Annotated in this window: 16 protein-coding genes; 3 read left to right on the forward strand and 13 right to left on the reverse strand. The window is 43.8% G+C overall.

Annotation, left to right across the window (positions count from 1 at the left end):
- Positions 1-8 precede the first annotated feature (8 nt).
- Positions 9-1976 carry a glycoside hydrolase family 15 protein gene (locus AC58QO_RS24765; protein ID WP_497270221.1) on the forward strand — a complete coding sequence of 656 codons (1968 nt, stop codon included), beginning with the start codon at positions 9-11 and terminating at the stop codon, positions 1974-1976.
- Between the two features lie 130 nt (positions 1977-2106).
- The gene (locus AC58QO_RS24770) at positions 2107-2409 is read left to right on the forward strand and encodes a hypothetical protein (RefSeq protein WP_497270223.1); all 303 of its coding nucleotides are present in this window, start codon (positions 2107-2109) and stop codon (positions 2407-2409) included.
- On the opposite strand, the gene AC58QO_RS24775 is transcribed toward AC58QO_RS24770, so the two are convergent.
- The 10 genes from AC58QO_RS24775 to AC58QO_RS24820 all read right to left on the reverse strand — a co-directional run bounded on the left by AC58QO_RS24775 (position 2406) and on the right by AC58QO_RS24820 (position 12489).
- The gene (locus tag AC58QO_RS24775; RefSeq protein WP_497270225.1) at positions 2406-2714 is read right to left on the reverse strand and encodes a glycine cleavage system H family protein; all 309 of its coding nucleotides are present in this window, start codon (positions 2712-2714) and stop codon (positions 2406-2408) included. The two genes, AC58QO_RS24770 and AC58QO_RS24775, sit on opposite strands and share 4 nt — an antisense overlap.
- A 79-nt stretch (positions 2715-2793) precedes the next feature.
- Positions 2794-3342: a peroxiredoxin gene (locus tag AC58QO_RS24780; RefSeq protein ID WP_497270226.1), complete on the reverse strand. Its 549-nt coding sequence runs from the start codon at positions 3340-3342 to the stop codon at positions 2794-2796.
- Between the two features lie 385 nt (positions 3343-3727).
- Positions 3728-4807 (reverse strand): 3-isopropylmalate dehydrogenase, encoded by a 1080-nt coding sequence (gene leuB / locus AC58QO_RS24785; protein WP_497270228.1) that lies wholly within the window; start codon positions 4805-4807, stop codon positions 3728-3730.
- A gap of 148 nt (positions 4808-4955) precedes the next feature.
- Positions 4956-6077: a Ger(x)C family spore germination protein gene (locus tag AC58QO_RS24790; RefSeq protein WP_497270230.1), complete on the reverse strand. Its 1122-nt coding sequence runs from the start codon at positions 6075-6077 to the stop codon at positions 4956-4958.
- Entirely contained in the window at positions 6077-7174 is a 1098-nt protein-coding gene (locus tag AC58QO_RS24795; protein ID WP_497270232.1) for a GerAB/ArcD/ProY family transporter, read from the reverse strand. The genes AC58QO_RS24790 and AC58QO_RS24795 overlap by 1 nt, the downstream gene beginning before the upstream one ends.
- 31 nt (positions 7175-7205) lie before the next feature.
- Positions 7206-8300: a Ger(x)C family spore germination protein gene (locus tag AC58QO_RS24800; RefSeq protein WP_497270234.1), complete on the reverse strand. Its 1095-nt coding sequence runs from the start codon at positions 8298-8300 to the stop codon at positions 7206-7208.
- Positions 8301-8329: 29 nt separating this feature from the next.
- Entirely contained in the window at positions 8330-9421 is a 1092-nt protein-coding gene (locus tag AC58QO_RS24805) for a GerAB/ArcD/ProY family transporter (protein WP_497270236.1), read from the reverse strand.
- Positions 9418-10905, reverse strand: a complete 1488-nt coding sequence (locus tag AC58QO_RS24810; RefSeq protein WP_497270409.1) for a spore germination protein — start codon at positions 10903-10905, stop codon at positions 9418-9420. Before AC58QO_RS24810 ends, AC58QO_RS24805 begins: the two co-directional genes overlap by 4 nt.
- 163 nt (positions 10906-11068) lie before the next feature.
- Positions 11069-11524: a DUF2269 family protein gene (locus AC58QO_RS24815; protein ID WP_497270237.1), complete on the reverse strand. Its 456-nt coding sequence runs from the start codon at positions 11522-11524 to the stop codon at positions 11069-11071.
- A 128-nt stretch (positions 11525-11652) separates the two neighbouring features.
- Positions 11653-12489: a VanW family protein gene (locus tag AC58QO_RS24820; RefSeq protein ID WP_497270239.1), complete on the reverse strand. Its 837-nt coding sequence runs from the start codon at positions 12487-12489 to the stop codon at positions 11653-11655.
- Between the two features lie 243 nt (positions 12490-12732).
- Here AC58QO_RS24820 and AC58QO_RS24825 point away from each other — a divergent pair, with 243 nt between their 5' ends.
- Positions 12733-13419, forward strand: a complete 687-nt coding sequence (locus AC58QO_RS24825) for a putative endonuclease domain-containing protein (protein ID WP_497270241.1) — start codon at positions 12733-12735, stop codon at positions 13417-13419.
- Between the two features lie 280 nt (positions 13420-13699).
- Here AC58QO_RS24825 and AC58QO_RS24830 read toward each other — a convergent pair whose 3' ends face one another.
- The 3 genes from AC58QO_RS24830 to ilvC form a co-directional block, all read right to left on the reverse strand.
- Positions 13700-14896 (reverse strand): aminotransferase-like domain-containing protein, encoded by a 1197-nt coding sequence (locus tag AC58QO_RS24830; protein ID WP_497270243.1) that lies wholly within the window; start codon positions 14894-14896, stop codon positions 13700-13702.
- A gap of 92 nt (positions 14897-14988) precedes the next feature.
- A complete protein-coding gene (locus tag AC58QO_RS24835; protein ID WP_497270411.1) occupies positions 14989-16536 on the reverse strand; it encodes a 2-isopropylmalate synthase in 1548 nt (515 codons plus the stop codon).
- Positions 16537-16697: 161 nt separating this feature from the next.
- A complete protein-coding gene (ilvC, locus tag AC58QO_RS24840) occupies positions 16698-17690 on the reverse strand; it encodes a ketol-acid reductoisomerase (protein WP_497270245.1) in 993 nt (330 codons plus the stop codon).
- Positions 17691-17801: the final 111 nt, after the last annotated feature.

Consider the following 17801-nt stretch of genomic DNA (forward strand, 5'->3'; position numbering starts at 1 on the left):
TGATTGTATTGCCAAGACATCTGGTCATCGGAAATGGAAAATTCCTTATTAACCTCGATCAGCATTCGTACATGAGAGATCTGTACTATCCTTTCGTCGGCCAGCTTAACCATATTGGCGGCTATCAGTGTCGTGTTGGTGTATGGGTAGATGGTGACTTCGCATGGTTGAATGCCCCTGAGTGGCAATTCAAGCTCGGCTATGTCGAAGATTCCCTGGTCACTGAGGTGACTGCTACACATCCTGGACTCGGTGTTACTCTGCTTATGAATGACGGCGTTCACCAGCGTGAGGATATTTATTTGAAACGGATTCACATTACCAATCACACCAATACCGTTCGTGAAGTACGTATGTTCTTCAATCAGGACCTGCTCATTAATGAGACGGAAGTCGGCGATACAGCCGCTTACTACCCTTCAACAAACACCGTCTTTCATTATAAAAAGGATCGTTATTTCATGTTTAACGGCTCCACGGGTACGGAAGGTATTTATCAATATTCCACTGGGGTCAAAAGGTTCTACAACGCCGAAGGCACATGGCGCGATGCTGAAGATGGCCATCTCATGGGGAATGCCATCGCACAAGGCTCCGTCGATAGTACGATCTCTTTCCGGCTCTTCGTCCCGCCTAACGGAAACCAGACGCTTTACTACTGGATGGGCGCAGGCAAAAACCTGGAGGAAGTTAAGAAGCTCGACGCTTATGTGAAAGACAGCCACCCAGGCAAACTGCTTGACCGTGTGACGGTATATTGGCAGCGTTGGGCGAACAAAATCGATCGCGACTACTACGATCTCACACCTGAAGTGCAACGTCTTTTCAAACAAAGCTTGCTGCTCGTTCGCACACAAACCGATGTGAACGGCGCTATTATTGCAGCGAACGATTCCGACATTATGCAAAGTAACCGAGATCATTACAGCTACATGTGGCCGCGTGATGGTGCGTTAATCGCTTATTCCATGTCCATGGCTGGGTACCAAGGTATGATTATTCCTTTCTTTAATTTCTGTGCCAATGTGCTGTCTCCTGAAGGCTATTTGCATCATAAATACAATCCAGACGGTACCGTAGGCTCCAGCTGGCATCCTTACATTCATTCCGGTCGTGTACAGCTTCCCATTCAGGAAGACGAAACGGCGCTTGTGTTATTTGCCCTCTGGCAGGATTTCCAGAAAAATGGAAGCCTTGAATTTGCTCAATCTTTATACCGGAACCTCATTCGTAGAGCGGCGAGATTCATGTCCACTTACATCGATCAAGAACTGAATCTACCTAAGCCGAGCTACGATTTATGGGAAGAACGTTACGGCATCTATACCTTCACAGCCTCAGCTGTGTACGGCGGATTAATCGCTGCTTCGAACTTCAGCAATTTGTTCGGAGATGAAGAGCGAAGCAACCGCTACAAGCATACGGCGGAGAAAATCAAATCCGGTATCCTGAAGCATCTGTGGGATGAAGGTGAACAACGATTCGTTCGCGGCTTGTATATGGAAGATGGCGAATGGGTTAAAGATATGACATTGGAGAGCTCCGTGTACGGCATTTTTGAGTTTGGCGTGCTTCCTGCTGACGATCCGCGTGTAGTAAGTACAATGCAAGCGAACAAAGAAGGCCTTATGATCAAAACCGAAGTCGGTGGCTCCGCCCGCTATCATCATGATTATTACTTCCAACGTTCCACCGATATCGAGAAAGTTCCAGGTAATCCTTGGATTATTTGTACACTCTGGATTGCTGAGTGGGAAATTGAGTACGCCAAGACGATTGCTGAACTTGAAGCTCCGCGCAAAACGCTGGAGTGGGTCGTCAAACACGCGATGGAAAGCGGCGTATTGTCCGAACAATTAGATCCCTTCTCTGGTGAGCCGGTTTCCGTAGCTCCACTTACATGGTCCCATGCGACATATGTCCTAACTGTAGTCAAATATCTAAACAAATTTAAGCAGCTTTCCAAATCGCAATGAATAATGTCGGCCGTTCTCTAAGGGGGACGGCTTTTTTCAGCACGGGCAGGTCCCATTGCTAATATCTGCCTAGCCGTGCAGCCAATTTGGCGCGGAATACAATCCATTTCATTTTCGAGGAGGCGTGAACATGGGTACTTTCATCATTTTTTTTGTTATTGTCATTGCAGTCCTAATCCTTTTCTCAGCTTTTACTCAAGAGTCTCGCAAAAGGAATCGGAGCAGACGCCGTGACAACCATGATGCCAGCTATAGCGGCTTCGCGAGCGATTCCTCTCTCTACGATGATCACCATCGTCATGGGAACCATCATCACAGCGGTCATGGCAGTCATGGCAATCACGGGGACTCCAACGATAGTGGTGGGGATAGTGGAGGAAGCGATTCTGGTGGTGGGGGTGGAGATGGCGGTGGCGGTGGTGGAGGAGACTAAACCAACGCTACCCGAAACAGCCAGCCTTTATCATATGGCGACTCATACAGCAGCATAGTGGCTCGCTCAATCAACATGTTCACAGCCGTCACTTTCCCCGATACAGGGGAAAACAACTCATATTCATCGACAGCCGTTTCGAGTGAACTCATGAACTCCCCTTTCGTTAACTCGACACCCTTCTCTGGCAGTTCGATGAATAGGATCATTCCCCATTTCTCTAACGCATGCTCAGTAAGCCCAATTACTGCTTCATTGCCCTCCTTACGTACCCAATATAACTCTTCCGTCGTTATGACATCCATGAATGTTCTCCTTATGAAGAAAGACCCCTCCGCCCGCATTCGCATGCTACACTGAGGGGCCTTCCTATGTAGTTAAAACTTATTTAACAACCAAGTTTTTGTCGCCTGGTTTCCAGTTCATTGGGCACAATCCGCCGGATTGAAGCGCTTGAAGTACACGAAGTGTTTCTTCTACGCTGCGACCTACGTCGTTGTGGTTAACAACTTCGTATTTCATTTCGCCTTCTGGATCGATGATGAAAAGACCGCGGAGCGCGATACCTTCTTCTTCGATTAGAACGCCGTAGTCACGAGCAACGGATTTCGTAATGTCTGCAGCAAGTGGGAATGCCAATTTGCCAAGACCATTATCGTTAACCGGCGTGTTGATCCACGCTTTGTGTGTGTGGATGCTGTCGATGGAAACACCAAGAATTTCAGTGTCCAAAGCTTTGAATTGATCAGCAGCATAGCTAAGTGCTGTGATTTCAGTTGGACAAACGAATGTGAAGTCCAATGGGTAGAAGAAAAGAACTAACCATTTTCCTTTGTAATCGGACAAAGATGCTTTACCAAATGCTGTACCGTCACCTGTAGCTGTCTCCATTGTAAAATCAGGAGCTTGTTTACCAACTAAACGTTCTGCCATGGGTATAATTCCTCCTCAAAATCTATCTGTATTCTATATTATCCGTATAAAATGGTACCATCCACCTACTTGAAAGTCAATAATTAGATCGTATACTAGATAATAATTATTTTAATCGGAAGTAGACTGCCGCTGGTATGCTTTTGCATGTCAAACAGGCCCCTCCTAATTCTCTAACTAAGCTCTACAGCCCTCCAAGCTTCTTCCTATCAAATACCCCTATCAATTGAATTAAACGGCCAAAGATCCGATCAGAGAGCGTTTGGTGAGGCGTCCGATGGCTTGTACCTGCAAAGATTCGACACGAAATGCAGCTACTTATCTTAACAAAAAAAACCGCATTCCCGAAGCCGTTCTGCTTCGAAAATGCGAGCTTTTATCTGGCTTATTTACGCATAGCGTCAACAATCAATTGACCCATAGCAAGTGTACCGATCGCTGTGCTCTTATCTACTGCGATGTCGCCTGTACGGTGACCAGCGTCCAAGACTTCTTTCACAGCGCGTTCGATGGAATCCGCTGCTTCGTGGTAGCCGAAAGTCAAACGGAACATCAAAGCAACGGAAAGGATCGTTGCGATTGGGTTGGAAATACCTTGACCTGCAATATCAGGAGCAGAACCGTGTACCGGCTCGTACAAGCCGAAGCTGCCTTCGCCAAGGGAAGCAGATGCAAGCATCCCGATGGAGCCTGTAAGCATTGCTGCTTCGTCACTCAAAATGTCGCCGAACATGTTCTCTGTTACGATAACATCGAAGCTGGACGGACGGCGAAGCAATTGCATCGCACAGTTATCAACCAATACGTGCTCAAGCTCAACATCTGGGTAGTCAGCCGATACACGGATGACTACTTCACGCCACAGGCGGGATGTTTCAAGTACGTTTGCTTTGTCAACGGAAGCAAGCTTCTTGCGACGCGTGCGTGCAATATCAAACGCTTGACGCGCGATACGCTCGATTTCCATTACGTTATATGCACAAGTGTCAACCGCTTCTTGACCATTTGCTGTTTCACGACGGAATTTCTCACCGAAGTAAATACCGCCAGTCAACTCACGAACAACGATCAAATCTGTACCTTCAAGAACTTCCGGTTTCAATGTGGAAGCTTCTTTCAAGCAATCAAAGATGAACGCAGGACGGATGTTGGAGAACAAGCCAAGCGCTTTACGAATGCCAAGAAGACCTGTTTCAGGGCGAAGCTCTTTGGAGTTGTTGTCCCATTTCGGACCCCCAACTGCTCCTAGAAGAACAGCGTCTGCGGATTGACAAACTTTCAAAGTTTCTTCCGGAAGCGGTGTACCTTTCTCATCGATCGCGATACCACCGAAAAGCGCGTGTTCTGTTTCAAATTGATATCCGAACAATTCTTCCGTACGTTTCAATACTTTTTCTGCTTCTGCAACGACTTCTGGACCAATACCGTCCCCAGCGATTACCGCAATTTTTTTAACATCAGCCATGACAATCATTCACTCCTTATTTAGCAAACCTAGTTAGTTAGCATTCCAATCGTTATATCCTGAACATATTGTACCATAAGGAGACTCTCTTCTTTAGATATAAAATCTATCGCGTTTATAGGTTTCACCTATTAACACTTCTCAGTGACTATTCTAGAACTCCAATACTTTTGATGATCACTTTAGGTGAAATATTGACTGTTGCTTCAGATAACGCTTTCCCCCAATTATCCTCTAGCTTCTTCCAGTCTTTATAGTGAAATGCACGTACATGAACGCCAAACTGAAAGGGATCTATTTGGTATTTTTGAGCTTTCTTGATTAAAGCCTCACATTCTTTCTGTAACTCGATTTCAATGGCTTGCTCCAGTTGTTTTTTCTTCTCATCTACGTCTAAAGGAAACAACCGCTCTGTCAAATCGATCTGAACCTTCATCGCGATATCGATCGTCAAATGGTCATCTTCTTCGAATTTCACCTTGATCTTAGGCTTTCCTTTTTTGATATTGAAGCTCACATAGGACTTTTCTTTACTCGTATGAAACATGTCGGAAGGAAAGTGCAACGTTAACGGTATGCTATTTTTCGTATCGCCTTGCAATAAGATGAGCAGAGAACTTTCTTGATAATTCAAAGAAGCCGCGTAGGTCCCGTCTTTATGTAATAGAGCAGTACCTGAAATAACGAGTTCATTTTTCTCTGGTTTCATTTCAGTTAATACAGGCGTCATTCCTTTATCCTTTACTTGTAGATGAAATTTCTGCAGTGAAGTTTGTACGCTAACCCTGCTCTTATAAGAACTCTCTACAAGATCTTTGATCACGTTGGCGATTCGGCCTTTATCACTCATGTTCGTATACATCACATCTTTAATGGTTCCATCAATCAGAATCACATTCGCGTTGATCTCATTTCGAGAATCCCGGAAGAGCACATCTAAATAGGGAAGTGCGTTTCTTTGCTGCAGCAGTTTTTTTCCAATAAGAACATTTTGTGATTTTCCATAAGCAAGCCTGCCGCTCGTCTTACTATCAATTTGCCCTTTTGATTTGCGCATCGTAGTAGACCTGGAGAATGTGATCTTATATCTATCTTTAGCTTCTTGATTGAAAGCAGGCGTTGAGGTGTAAACGATTAACTTATTATTTTCATCAAAATCAATAGCTTCTGTAAGAACAAACTGTTGATTCTCTATATATACGGCTTTACCACACCCTGATAAAATCATTAAAACGACCAATGTAAAAGAAATAGGTTTGAGATTTTTCATTATTGCGTTTCCTTTCTTACCATATGAAAAATGCATCCATATATCCAAAGAACAATTGGTAATACGAAAGCGCTGCATATGCCTGCTAGTCCCCACGAGTAGGCCATCAGAGTGATTTGGGAAGAAGTAGGAATAAAAAAGAATGGAGATAACACCCATACGAATAAAATGATTCGTAAAGCATTTCGATGATCCTGCTTGCCTAATAATTGACTTATTCCTAGTGCAGCCGCGTAGAGATAAGGAATCATCGTCATAAATATAATAAACAAATAAAAGCTTAAGCACATGATCTCCATCCGTTCAATAAAAGGTAATTGGATAACTTTAAATAAATTAAGTACGGGATATACGTAATCCGTGACTTCAGTTGGAGAGAATCTAATAAAACATTCTATTGTAACTGCAACATAGACCATCATCGTTAATGAATTTGCAATCACAATTCCCTTGGATGCTGATTTCTTGTCCTTAAGAAATGGATAAAGAATGAAAGTCAGTTCAAAACCAATAAATGAAAATATGGTTGATTTCACGCCAGACAGAATGGGAAGAACGCCTTCTTTTCCTAGCGGAAAAAGATACATCCATTCGATATCCCTTAGTGCAAATAACAATAAAAAAGGTATCCACAAGGTAACAATTAGTACAAGCTCAGCGAAGAGCCCAATCATCCTTACCCCTTGCTTGGTAATCATATAGATTGGAATGATAAACAGGATCATTAAGATATAGTTCCGTACTTCCTGTATTATCCACATTTTGATGATATAAATCGTTGAAAACATAACAATACTTGCTGCATATACCGCTAGCAGAATCCATACTACTGCTAAACCTTTTCCCACCCACTTACCAAAGTATTTAGATAAAAGTTCGAATAAAGTATGATCGGGATTTCTCTCCATAATACGAATGATGACTAAGCTTAATAGCGTAGACAGCATCCACCCCAGTACAATCGATATCCATCCGTCAGTTCCAGCCGTTTTAGCTAAATCGCGAGGCAGGGATAGGATACCTATCCCAACTTGGGCTTCAAATATGATAAGGATATATTGGATCAAGGAGATTTGATTGAACGAATATTTATTCACTAATCTCCCCCCTTTTTTTGCCCGCTTAGCTTTATTCGGAAACACCGATACTTTTGATCTTAACTTGAGTTGAAATATTTATTATCGCATCAGATATTGCTTTTCCCCAGTTATCCTCTACCTTTTTCCAATTTTTATAATCGTGCGCTCTTATATAAATCCCTAAACCAAATGGATAGACCTGATGCTTTCCTGCTTTTTTGAGTAGATCCAGGCATTCTTTTTTTAGTTCTACTTCAATCGCTCGTTCTAACCGTTCGCTCTCTTTCTCCATGTCTAAACTAAACATGCGTTCCATTAAATCGATCTGAACCTTCATCAAGATATCAACTGTAAGATGACCTTCTTCAAATTTGGTCTTAACGTTAGCCTTTGCCTTGTTAATATTGAAACTAACATAAGACATTTCTTCATCCGTATGAAACATCTCAGAAGGAAGGTGAAATGTTAACGGTATGGGATTCTTCGTATTGTTCTGCATCAATAGCAGCAGTGAACTTTCTTGATTATTCAAAGAAGTCGCATAGGTACCATCTTTATGTAAAAGAGTGGTTCCAGTAACTACAAGTTCCCCATTCTCTACTCTCATTTCAGTTATGCTTGGTGTTATTGCATTATCCATCATTTGCTGATGGAATCTCTGCAGTGTAGTTAGAACTGAAATTCTGGCTTTATACGCGCTTTCTACCATTAATTTGAGTACGCTGCCTAATTGACCTTTATCACTCATATTTGCATACATAACATCTTTCACAGACCCATCAACTACAATCATATTTGCATTAATTTCATTTTTAGGATCGCGAAAGAAGACATCAAGATAGGTTAAGACATCGATTTGCTGCAACAACTTTTTTCCAATAAGAATACTTTGCAATTTTCCTGGCCCGAAACTACCGTGTATTTTCGACTCGAGTTTTTTCTTACCTTCCCGTAACGTATCCGCAGTTGCAGTTGTGATTTTATATTTATTTGTAGCTTCTCTACTGAAGACAGGACTTGCTGTGTAAATGACAAATTTCTTATTTTCATCAAGATCTATGCCTTCCGCAATCATAAACCGTTGATTCTCTATATATACTTCCTTACCGCACCCCGTTAAACATAATACAGCTGCCCAAGTCAAAAATATGCTCCTCAAGTTTTTCATTGCTTTTATACCTTTCTAGTGCGATGGAAAAACCATCCGTAGATCCAAAGGAAAATAGGAAGCAAATACGCGAAATAAGTACCTGCCATCATCCACAATTTACCCATTTGATTTATTTGGGAAGCAGAAGGGAGAAAAAAGAAGGATGAGCATAACCAGAGGCAGATGACGATTCGTAACATATTCCGGTGATCCTGTTTGCCGAATAATTCACTTACGCCTAGTACAGCTGTATACAAGTAGGGAATGATCGTCATGAACAGCGTAAATAAATACACGGAAAGAAAAATGATTTCCAGCCTCTCTAGAAACGGTAATTGGATGAGCTTCAGTAAGTTGAGTGTGGGATAGGCGTAATCTTTGATCTCATCTGGTGAGAATCTAACAAAACTAATTACAGTCACTATTACAAAAATAAACATAGATAGCGAGTTTGCAATGATAATACCTTTGGACGCGGATTTCTTGTCCTTTAGAAACGGGAATAATATGAAAGCAAGTTCAAATCCAAGGAAAGACAGGATGGTTGGTCTTACGCTAGACAAAATGGGAATCATGCCTTCTTTACCGATGGGCAGAAGAAATAACCAATGGGTATCTTTTAAGGCATATAACAACAAGAAAGGCATCCATAACGAGATAATAAAGACGAGCTCAGCAAAGAGTCCGATCACCCTTATTCCTTGCTTGGTAATGATATAGATAGGAATGATAAACAGGATCATCAAGATAAATTCCTGTAAATCAGGAACAATCCATAATTTTACGATATAAACTGTTGAGAACAATACCACACTTGCTGCATAGACCGTATACAAAATCCAGAGGACAGCTATACTTTTACCCACCCACTTCCCAAAGTAGTGAGATAAAAGCTCGAATAACGTAGATTCGGGGTTTTTATTCATAATTCGAATAATAACTAAACTTACTAGCATCGATAAAATCGAACCTAAAATTATGGATATCCATCCATCCGTACCAACAGCTATAGCTAAATCGCGGGGAATGGATAAGACACCGATTCCGACTTGTGTTTCAAAAATAATTAAGATGTATTGGATCAAAGAAAGCTGATTAAACGAATACTTTTTCATGATTGATCTTCACCTTCTCTGTTCGCCCCCTGTCTTATAAGTTGCGTTGGATGGGCCGAGACCGGACGCTTTTTCATCTTCCACATCGGGAGTCGAATCCATACGTCTTTCCAATCAGACAATCGGATAGGCGCAATTGGACTTCCGTACGATATTCCAAACGATTCCATAGAAATAAGGTGAGCACCTATAATCATCAGCCCAATCACAATGCCCACCATTCCGAATACAGCAGCCAAAAGCATCATTGGAAAGCGCAGCAACCGCAACGAGGAGGACATGTCATAATCAGGAATAATAAAAGAGGAAATGGCCGTTATGGCAACGATAATAACCATAATATTACTCACAATTCCCGCTTGCACAGCCGCCTGACCGATGACAATCCCCCCAACGACACCTATCGTGTGGCCAATAGGGCCCGGTAGACGCAACCCCGCTTCTCTAAGCATCTCTAATGCGGTTTCCATTAGAAACGCCTCGACAATCGGAGGAAAAGGTACTTTTGCTCTGGATTCTCCAATCGATACCAACAAAGCCAAAGGAAGAACTTCATAATGAAAAGAAACAATGGCTATATATACAGCTGATAAAGAGATTGTTGTAATTAAAGCTAGAAAGCGCAATAAACGTAGGAAACTGGCTATGAGCCAGCGATTACTGTAATCATCAACACTTTGAAAGAATGATGCGAAGGTTACAGGTGCCACGATTACACTGGGGGAGTGGTCGACAACGACTACTATTCTTCCTTGCAAAATGTGGGCTGCTGCAGAATCCGGACGCTCCGTCATAATTAACTGTGGGAACAGGCTAATCGGATGATCTTCAATAAACTCCGCTAACTCACCCGTATTTAATATGGCATCCACATTAATTTGAAGTAGTCGGCCCTCCATTTCAGTTACGAAATTAGGTTGAGCAACATCTTCCAGATACATCATAGACACTCTCGTATTTCCCCGAGATCCGACGTTGTATTCTTTTATTTTCAGTTCGCGATTTGGAAGATAACGTCTGATTAAGGCAATATTTTGCCCCAATGTCTCGACAAAGCCTTGATGTGACCCCTTTAAAGTGGACTCGATTTGCGGCTCTTTAATCGCTCTTTGAGGCCAGCCTTGTGTGTGTAAAATAACTGAACGTTTTTGTCCATTAATTAAAAGGATACTTTTACCCAGAAAAATCGCGTTTTCAATATCTGACCATAAGGTGGCAATATCTGTTTTTGCAATCGATATGGAAGAGCTCCAAATATCGTTTATCGACCCAACCTCATACATAAGCGGATATAAGATGTTATTATTAATTGCAGATTTATCAATGAGCCCTTCCAAATAAACCAGAATGGCATGATCTCCGGTTTTTAATTGAAACTGACGTATACAAAGATCTGGTGCAAAAGTAAAGAAATCTCGAATCGTAGTAATATCATCGTCAAGGACTCCTGAAATCGATTGATTTAGAGGAACGGATGATTTCATGATTGGATCTGATTTTATTCCTTTTAACCATCTCCGAATCAACACCTTTCCTGCACCACCAATCCGATATGACATGTACACAATATTTTCCCACATTCAGGAAAAATTATTCGTCACCTCAAACAAAATGCCCTTCTTACCTTGTGGTAAGAAGGGCATGAGCTTAGCTTGGTTTTACAATCATGAGAATGAATAAAACAAGACCCACAGTAGATGCCGCATAGAAATAATTACGCGCCTTCACCCATTGCAGCAGCTGCTCTCCTGGCAGTGTAGTCGCCTTCTGATTGGAAGGATCCAATACCCAGCCTCCGAGCTTCTTCTGATTAGGAGTTGCGAAGCCGATGGCAATAATTTGAATGATCACATAAGCCACAAGTGAGCCTATCAGCCAAATTTGCATGATGGAGCCGTAATCGCCTAACCAAATCAACAATAGACCCGTTAGCACGGCAAGGGTGCCGCCGATTTTCGGGAAAATTTCCAACCGGCTTCCTACACGTAAGGACATCCGCAATTCCTCAAGCGTTTGATTTTTTCTGAGCAGCACATGAGCAAAAAACGTTGGACCAACCCCGATAATGGCAGACAAAACATGAATGAGAACAAGGAACTTCACGCCAATTCACCCCTCACATCGTAATATATAAACAACATAGTTTATAAGATACAATCTAGAGGAAGAATTTTCTATGATGGCCACCACCATAAATGGATTATTTTACCATAATTTAAATTAAAATTTCATCAATTTTTATTGCTCTCTCCAGCTGTCAGCAAAGGTTCGTACATCATAATCGCATGGTTGTCCGTCACCCATTCATCCCTTACGAGCTGCCCTTCTCTATTCATTATTCTTCGATGGATTTCATTATGCCTGACATATCCGCCCCAAAATTCCCGTGTAATCCGATGACTTTTTTCATAAATCTCATAGCTATGAAAGCCAGGGCTAAGTGAACGCCATTCCCCTATCAAATCGGTATCCGTGACATGAATGATGAGCTGATACGCCTCCATCGTTTCGTTCCGAATTTGCAAATCCAAGTAATTATAATAACACGTTGCCCCACTCCCAAAAGGCTGAACTCTTCCCGCATCTGGAAAAACATCATAACTATGACGATACCTTTCCGTTATGGTAAGCGGTGTATGCAAGGTCATCCAGTAAATTAAATTCGAAAGTTGGCATAAACCCCCCCCAACTCCCGTCTTCACCTTCCCATGAAAGAGAACCATCCCATCGACATATCCCTTTCTACGGGTTGTACTGCCAATTAAGCGCCAATAGGAAAAAGTCTCACCAGGCTGAATAATCACGCCATTCAATTGCTCCGCAGCGAGCTTCAAATTTATGACCTTATTATGCTGAAGCCACATATCCACATCTTTCAACTGTCTTAACAGTGGGGTACGATGCGTAAATGCAAGGTTAGGAAGTATCGTACTCTGTTTATGGGAGGCATACTTTTTGCCATCGAATAACCAGGTCCAATATCGTTTCAAGCGGTATGCTCTGATCCCTAGATAAATCCTTGCCCGACTTCGGTGGATCGGTTTTAAGGGTTGTTTCGGCTTATTCATCCGTCAGATAGTCCCCTTTCTTACTTCCTTGTTCCATCTTAATTTCAAAATAATTCCAAGTCAACTTCTATGAACTAATCCCAATTCAGTCACTTCAAAATGATCCCATTGCTTGATTATATCCATACGCTCATGTTAAAATTACAAAAAATGGCAGTGAAGCACACGCCGCTTTTCTAGTTCAGCCTTTGCTGATGCTAGGGAGCGGCTTCTTTATTTTCTGAAAAAGGGGCGGAATTGGTTATGTCATTATTTGATAAAGCTTATGAGGCATTCATACAAGCGCATAATTCCAGACGTACGGGCGAACGATTACGAAGATTGAAAGAAGGGCATGGTCATGCCGAGCGACTATTTCTGAACCAAGTGTGGTGGAGGGCATTAGGTGCATTTCTATATTTGCATCCAGAGTTTGAGGTAAAGGATTTCCGTGATGGCACTCGATATATCGATTTTGCCTACATTCGACAAGGGCTAAAACTTGCTATCGAAATTGATGGTTACGCTACACGTGCGAGTCAGATCAGTCGCACACAATTCTCCGATGGACTCATACGTCAAAATCATTTGATGATTGATGGATGGAAAATATTACATTTTTCTTTTGATGATGTAAAAGATCGTCCTCGCATGTGCGAGCAGATTATATTGCAATTTATTGGGAAGTATTTCAGCGAACAGCTTGGGGAGCAAGCACAATACGGGGAGCTAACTTTCATTGAAAAAGAGATTTGTCGGCTAGCTCTATCACATGGACAAGCTATTTCTCCTCGTGATGTGGCTGAACATTTTAAATTCGGATCTAAGAAATCAAGGAAGATCCTTCAAAAGATGAAAGAGAAACAACTTCTCGACCCCGCGGTTGAAGGGCAACAACGAATAAGATACTATCAGTTACACCCGACAGTTGCGGTCCAGATGGTTCGGTGAGTGGCGAGGGGGCAGCCTTTTAAGGCCCTTTTCGGCGCCCACCGGCGCCAAGATCACTTCAATAGCGCCCAAAAAGGCGCTATTGCTCCCTTTTCCGCCCGGTGCTGCCGACGCGCAGCCCTTTAAGGTCCTTTTCGGGCCTTATCGGCGCCCACGGGCGACGGATCACTGCAATAGCGCCCAAAAAGGGCGCTAACACTCCCGTCCCCGCTCGCCACCACCAGCGCAAACATGCGCAAAAACACCCAAAGCCATCGGCCTTGGGTGCTGCGTCTCTAGCTTATGCGTTTTGCAAATACGACTCCATCGCTTTCGCGAGCTTCTTCATACCCAGAATCGTTGTTTCACGATCGGTGTGCGTGTAGTTCAGGCGCATCGTGTTGTACTGTGGATTCTCGGCGTAGAAAGTAGCACCGGGAACAAAGGCAACGCCTTCTTTGACCGCGATTTTCAACAAATCCGCTGCGTTAATTTGCTCAGGAAGCTCAACCCAAATGAACATGCCGCCTTTTGGCTCTTCCCATTTCAGACCAGGCCAGTTCAGCTCAGAGAGCAATCCTGACATGAATTTCATCCGATCCAGATACTGTTCACGGATTAAGGAGATATGAGCGTCCAGATCAAAGTGCTCAAGCAAGTGATACAGCGTTTGCTGATCGATCGTGCTGGAGTGTAGATCCGCAGACTGCTTGAAGCGTGCAACCTGACGAATAATTGACTCGTCGCCCATCACCCAGCCTGTACGGAAAGCAGGAGCCACGGTTTTGGAGAAGGTGCTCGTGTAAACGACGTTACCACCCTCAGCTTTGCCACCAAGCGAGTAAACAGTTGGGTAGCTTTCACTCTCATCAAACTGGATTTCCCCATACGGGTCATCTTCCAGAATCAGCACGTCAGCGCCGCGGCAAATATCTAGCAAACCTTGACGGCGCTCCAAGCTCCATGCACGACCTGCAGGATTGGAAAAAGTTGGGATAACATAAACCATTTTCGGATTATGCTTCGCAATTTTAGCTGACAAATCCTCGAGAATCATCCCGTCGCTATCGCTATCAACGGAGTAGATTTTCGCGCCTTTGGCTTGGAACACTTGGATCGCTGCCAAATACGTTGGACTTTCGACGAGAATGACATCACCTTCATCAATATATACACGTGTCAAAAGATCGATCGCTTGCTGCGACCCTGTCGTCAGCAGCATTTCGTCTGGTGTAACCAGCATGTTCTTAGCTGCCATCCGCTTACATAAGGATTCGCGCAAAGGCTTGTACCCTTCTGTCAAACCATATTGCAGCGCAGACTTACCTCCGCCAACAACTCTTGTGAACGCTTCACTGACAGCGTCTAACGGGAAAAACTCTTCAGCAGGCAATCCGCCAGCAAAGGAAATAATCGAGCTCCCTTGTGTCAGCTTAAGAATTTCTCTTACTGCTGATGATGAGAAGCCTTCCAACGATTTAGAAAATCGATATTTCATACAGGGACGCATCCTTTCGCATTTGTAGAAAGCACCCCTCCTCGATTCTTGGAGGTGAGGTGCTAATCCGGGTTTCCATGAAAGCTAAGAGCTTATATTAACGTTACGTTGCTTCTGTTGCTTGTTGGGTTTTTGCGCTTATCGATCAGTCTGTTCACTGCGTCCAGATAAGCCTTCGCGCTTGCTTCCAGAATATCCGTCGAAATGCCGCGTCCTTGCACGGACATGGAGTCCTGCTTCAGTACGACGTGAACTTCACCAAGCGCATCTTTCCCGTGCGAAACGGATTTGATGGAATAGTCGTCAAGCTCCACGTTTTCCTTCGTTGCTTTATCAATCGCGTTGTAAATCGCGTCAACCGAACCGTTACCTACCGCGCTTTCAGCCACTTCGCTGCCATCTTGGAAGCGAACATGAACCGTAGCGGTTGGTGTCATTTGGTTGCCGTAGGCAACTTGAAGCGTGCCAAGTGCGAAAATTTCCGGTGTTTCGATCAATTTCTCTTCGATCAAAGCACGAATATCCTCGTCTTCTACCTGCTTCTTGCGATCTGCCAAATCCTTGAATTTGGCAAAAGCCACGTTGACTTGCTCGTCGCCGAGCTCGTAACCAAGATCAATGAGCTTCTCACGGAATGCATGACGTCCGGAGTGTTTGCCCATAACGAGCTTACTTTCCTTCACGCCAATCGTTTCCGGAGACATAATCTCGTACGTTGTTTTCTCTTTGAGCATCCCATCCTGATGGATGCCGGACTCATGCGCGAAGGCGTTAGCGCCAACGATCGCCTTGTTGCCTGGAACCACCATGCCTGTCAGCTTGCTGACAAGACGGCTGGTGCGGTAGATCTCGTTCAGCACAAGCGAAGTTTTCGCTTGGTAGAAGTCTTGGCGTGTTTCCAGCGCCATGACGACTTCCTCGATCGAGGTGTTCCCTGCTCGCTCGCCAATTCCGTTAATGGTGCCTTCGATTTGATCGGCACCATTCAGAACTGCTGCGAGCGCGTTCGCAGTCGCCATGCCTAAGTCGTCATGGCAGTGCGCGCTCAATTGAATCTTCTCAATGCCGGGCACAGTCTCCTTCAGCATTTTGAAAATATTACCGTAGTCATAAGGTGTCATATAGCCAACGGTATCCGGAATATTCACGACAGAAGCACCGGCGCGAATCGCCATATTCGTCACTTCCGCGATGAAGTCCAGCTCCGTACGTCCAGCATCCTCGAGTGAGAACTCGATTTTACTGAAATACTTCTTCGCATATTTGATCGCCGCTTCCGCTGTTTCCAGCACCTGGTGCTTCTCCATCCGCAGCTTATGCTGGCGGTGAATCGGCGACGTGGCAAGGAAGAGATGGATGCATGGATCCTGTGCACCCTGCAGGGCTTCACGCACGGCCTCGATATCATTCTCACGCGAACGGGACAAGCCGATAACAGAAGCGTTCTTAACCGCTCTAGCGACAGCATTCACACCCGCCAAATCCCCTGGAGATGCAGCAGGAAAGCCAGCCTCCATACGATCCACGCCAAGCTTCTCTAGCTGCAGTGCGATCTCGACCTTCTCCTGCGTATTCAGGTTCACACCTGGTGATTGCTCACCATCACGAAGGGTTGTATCAAAAATATAAATTTTACGCACCATGTCACCTCCTAAGAGTTTTCGATAGAAAACTTGCTTCGAAACCATTTGCTAAGATGTTATTTCCAAGTCGTTATAGTATTCACAGGGAGTAATTGGGAAATTCTCCTCAATCACTCCCTGTGGAATGTACAGCTATAAAATTCAATAATGACGAATGATTACTTTTTGATCCAGTGCATCATTTCGCGCAATTGGGAACCAACAACCTCGATTGGGTGTTGAGCTTCGTTACGACGAGTTGCGTTCATGAATGCGAAGTTGGATTGGTTTTCCAAGATGAAGTCGCGAGCGAATTTACCTTGTTGGATATCGGAAAGAACTTCTTTCATTGCTTTTTTCGTTTCAGCAGTGATGATACGTGGACCTGTTACATAGTCACCGTACTCAGCTGTGTTGGAGATGGAGCTGCGCATGGAAGCAAGTCCGCCTTCATACATCATATCAACGATCAATTTCAATTCGTGCAAGCACTCGAAGTAAGCCATCTCAGGTGCATAACCCGCTTCAACCAATGTTTCGAAACCAGCTTTAACCAGTTCAGAAGCACCGCCACAAAGAACTGCTTGCTCACCGAACAAATCAGTTTCTGTTTCTTCACGGAAAGAAGTTTCGATAACGCCTGCACGTGTACAGCCGATACCTTTTGCATAAGCAAGACCGATTGCTTTTGCATTACCAGTCGCATCTTTCTCAATTGCGATCAAGCCAGGTACACCAAAGCCTTCAACGTACGTACGACGTACCATGTGACCAGGGGATTTAGGAGCTACCAAGAATACATCTGTACCTTCAGGAGCAACGATTTGTCCGAAATGGATGTTAAATCCGTGGGAGAACATGATTGCTGCGCCTTGTTTCATGTTCGGTTGAATGGACTCTTTGTAAACGCGAGCTTGCGTTTCATCCGGCATCAAAATTTGGATAACATCAGCGCGACGTGCTGCCTCTTCTACAGATACAACTTCGAAACCATCGTTTTTAGCTGCGTTCCATGAACGGCCTTCACGAAGTCCGATAATAACGTTCAACCCGCTATCACGCAAGTTTTGTGCTTGTGCGTGCCCTTGGGAACCATAACCAACAACCGCAATCGTTTTACCTTTAAGTACCGCTAAGTCTGCATCTTTTTCATAGTAAGTAGTAACTGCCATTCGAATAAATCCTCCTTTGATATAATGAATCCGTTTTGTCTACCCCTTGAGTGGGTGTTTCAACGATTTACCGTGGTACTCCGCTGAAACCCCCACTCAAAGAGAGCTTAC

The organism is Paenibacillus sp. J31R30, assembly GCF_059692115.1.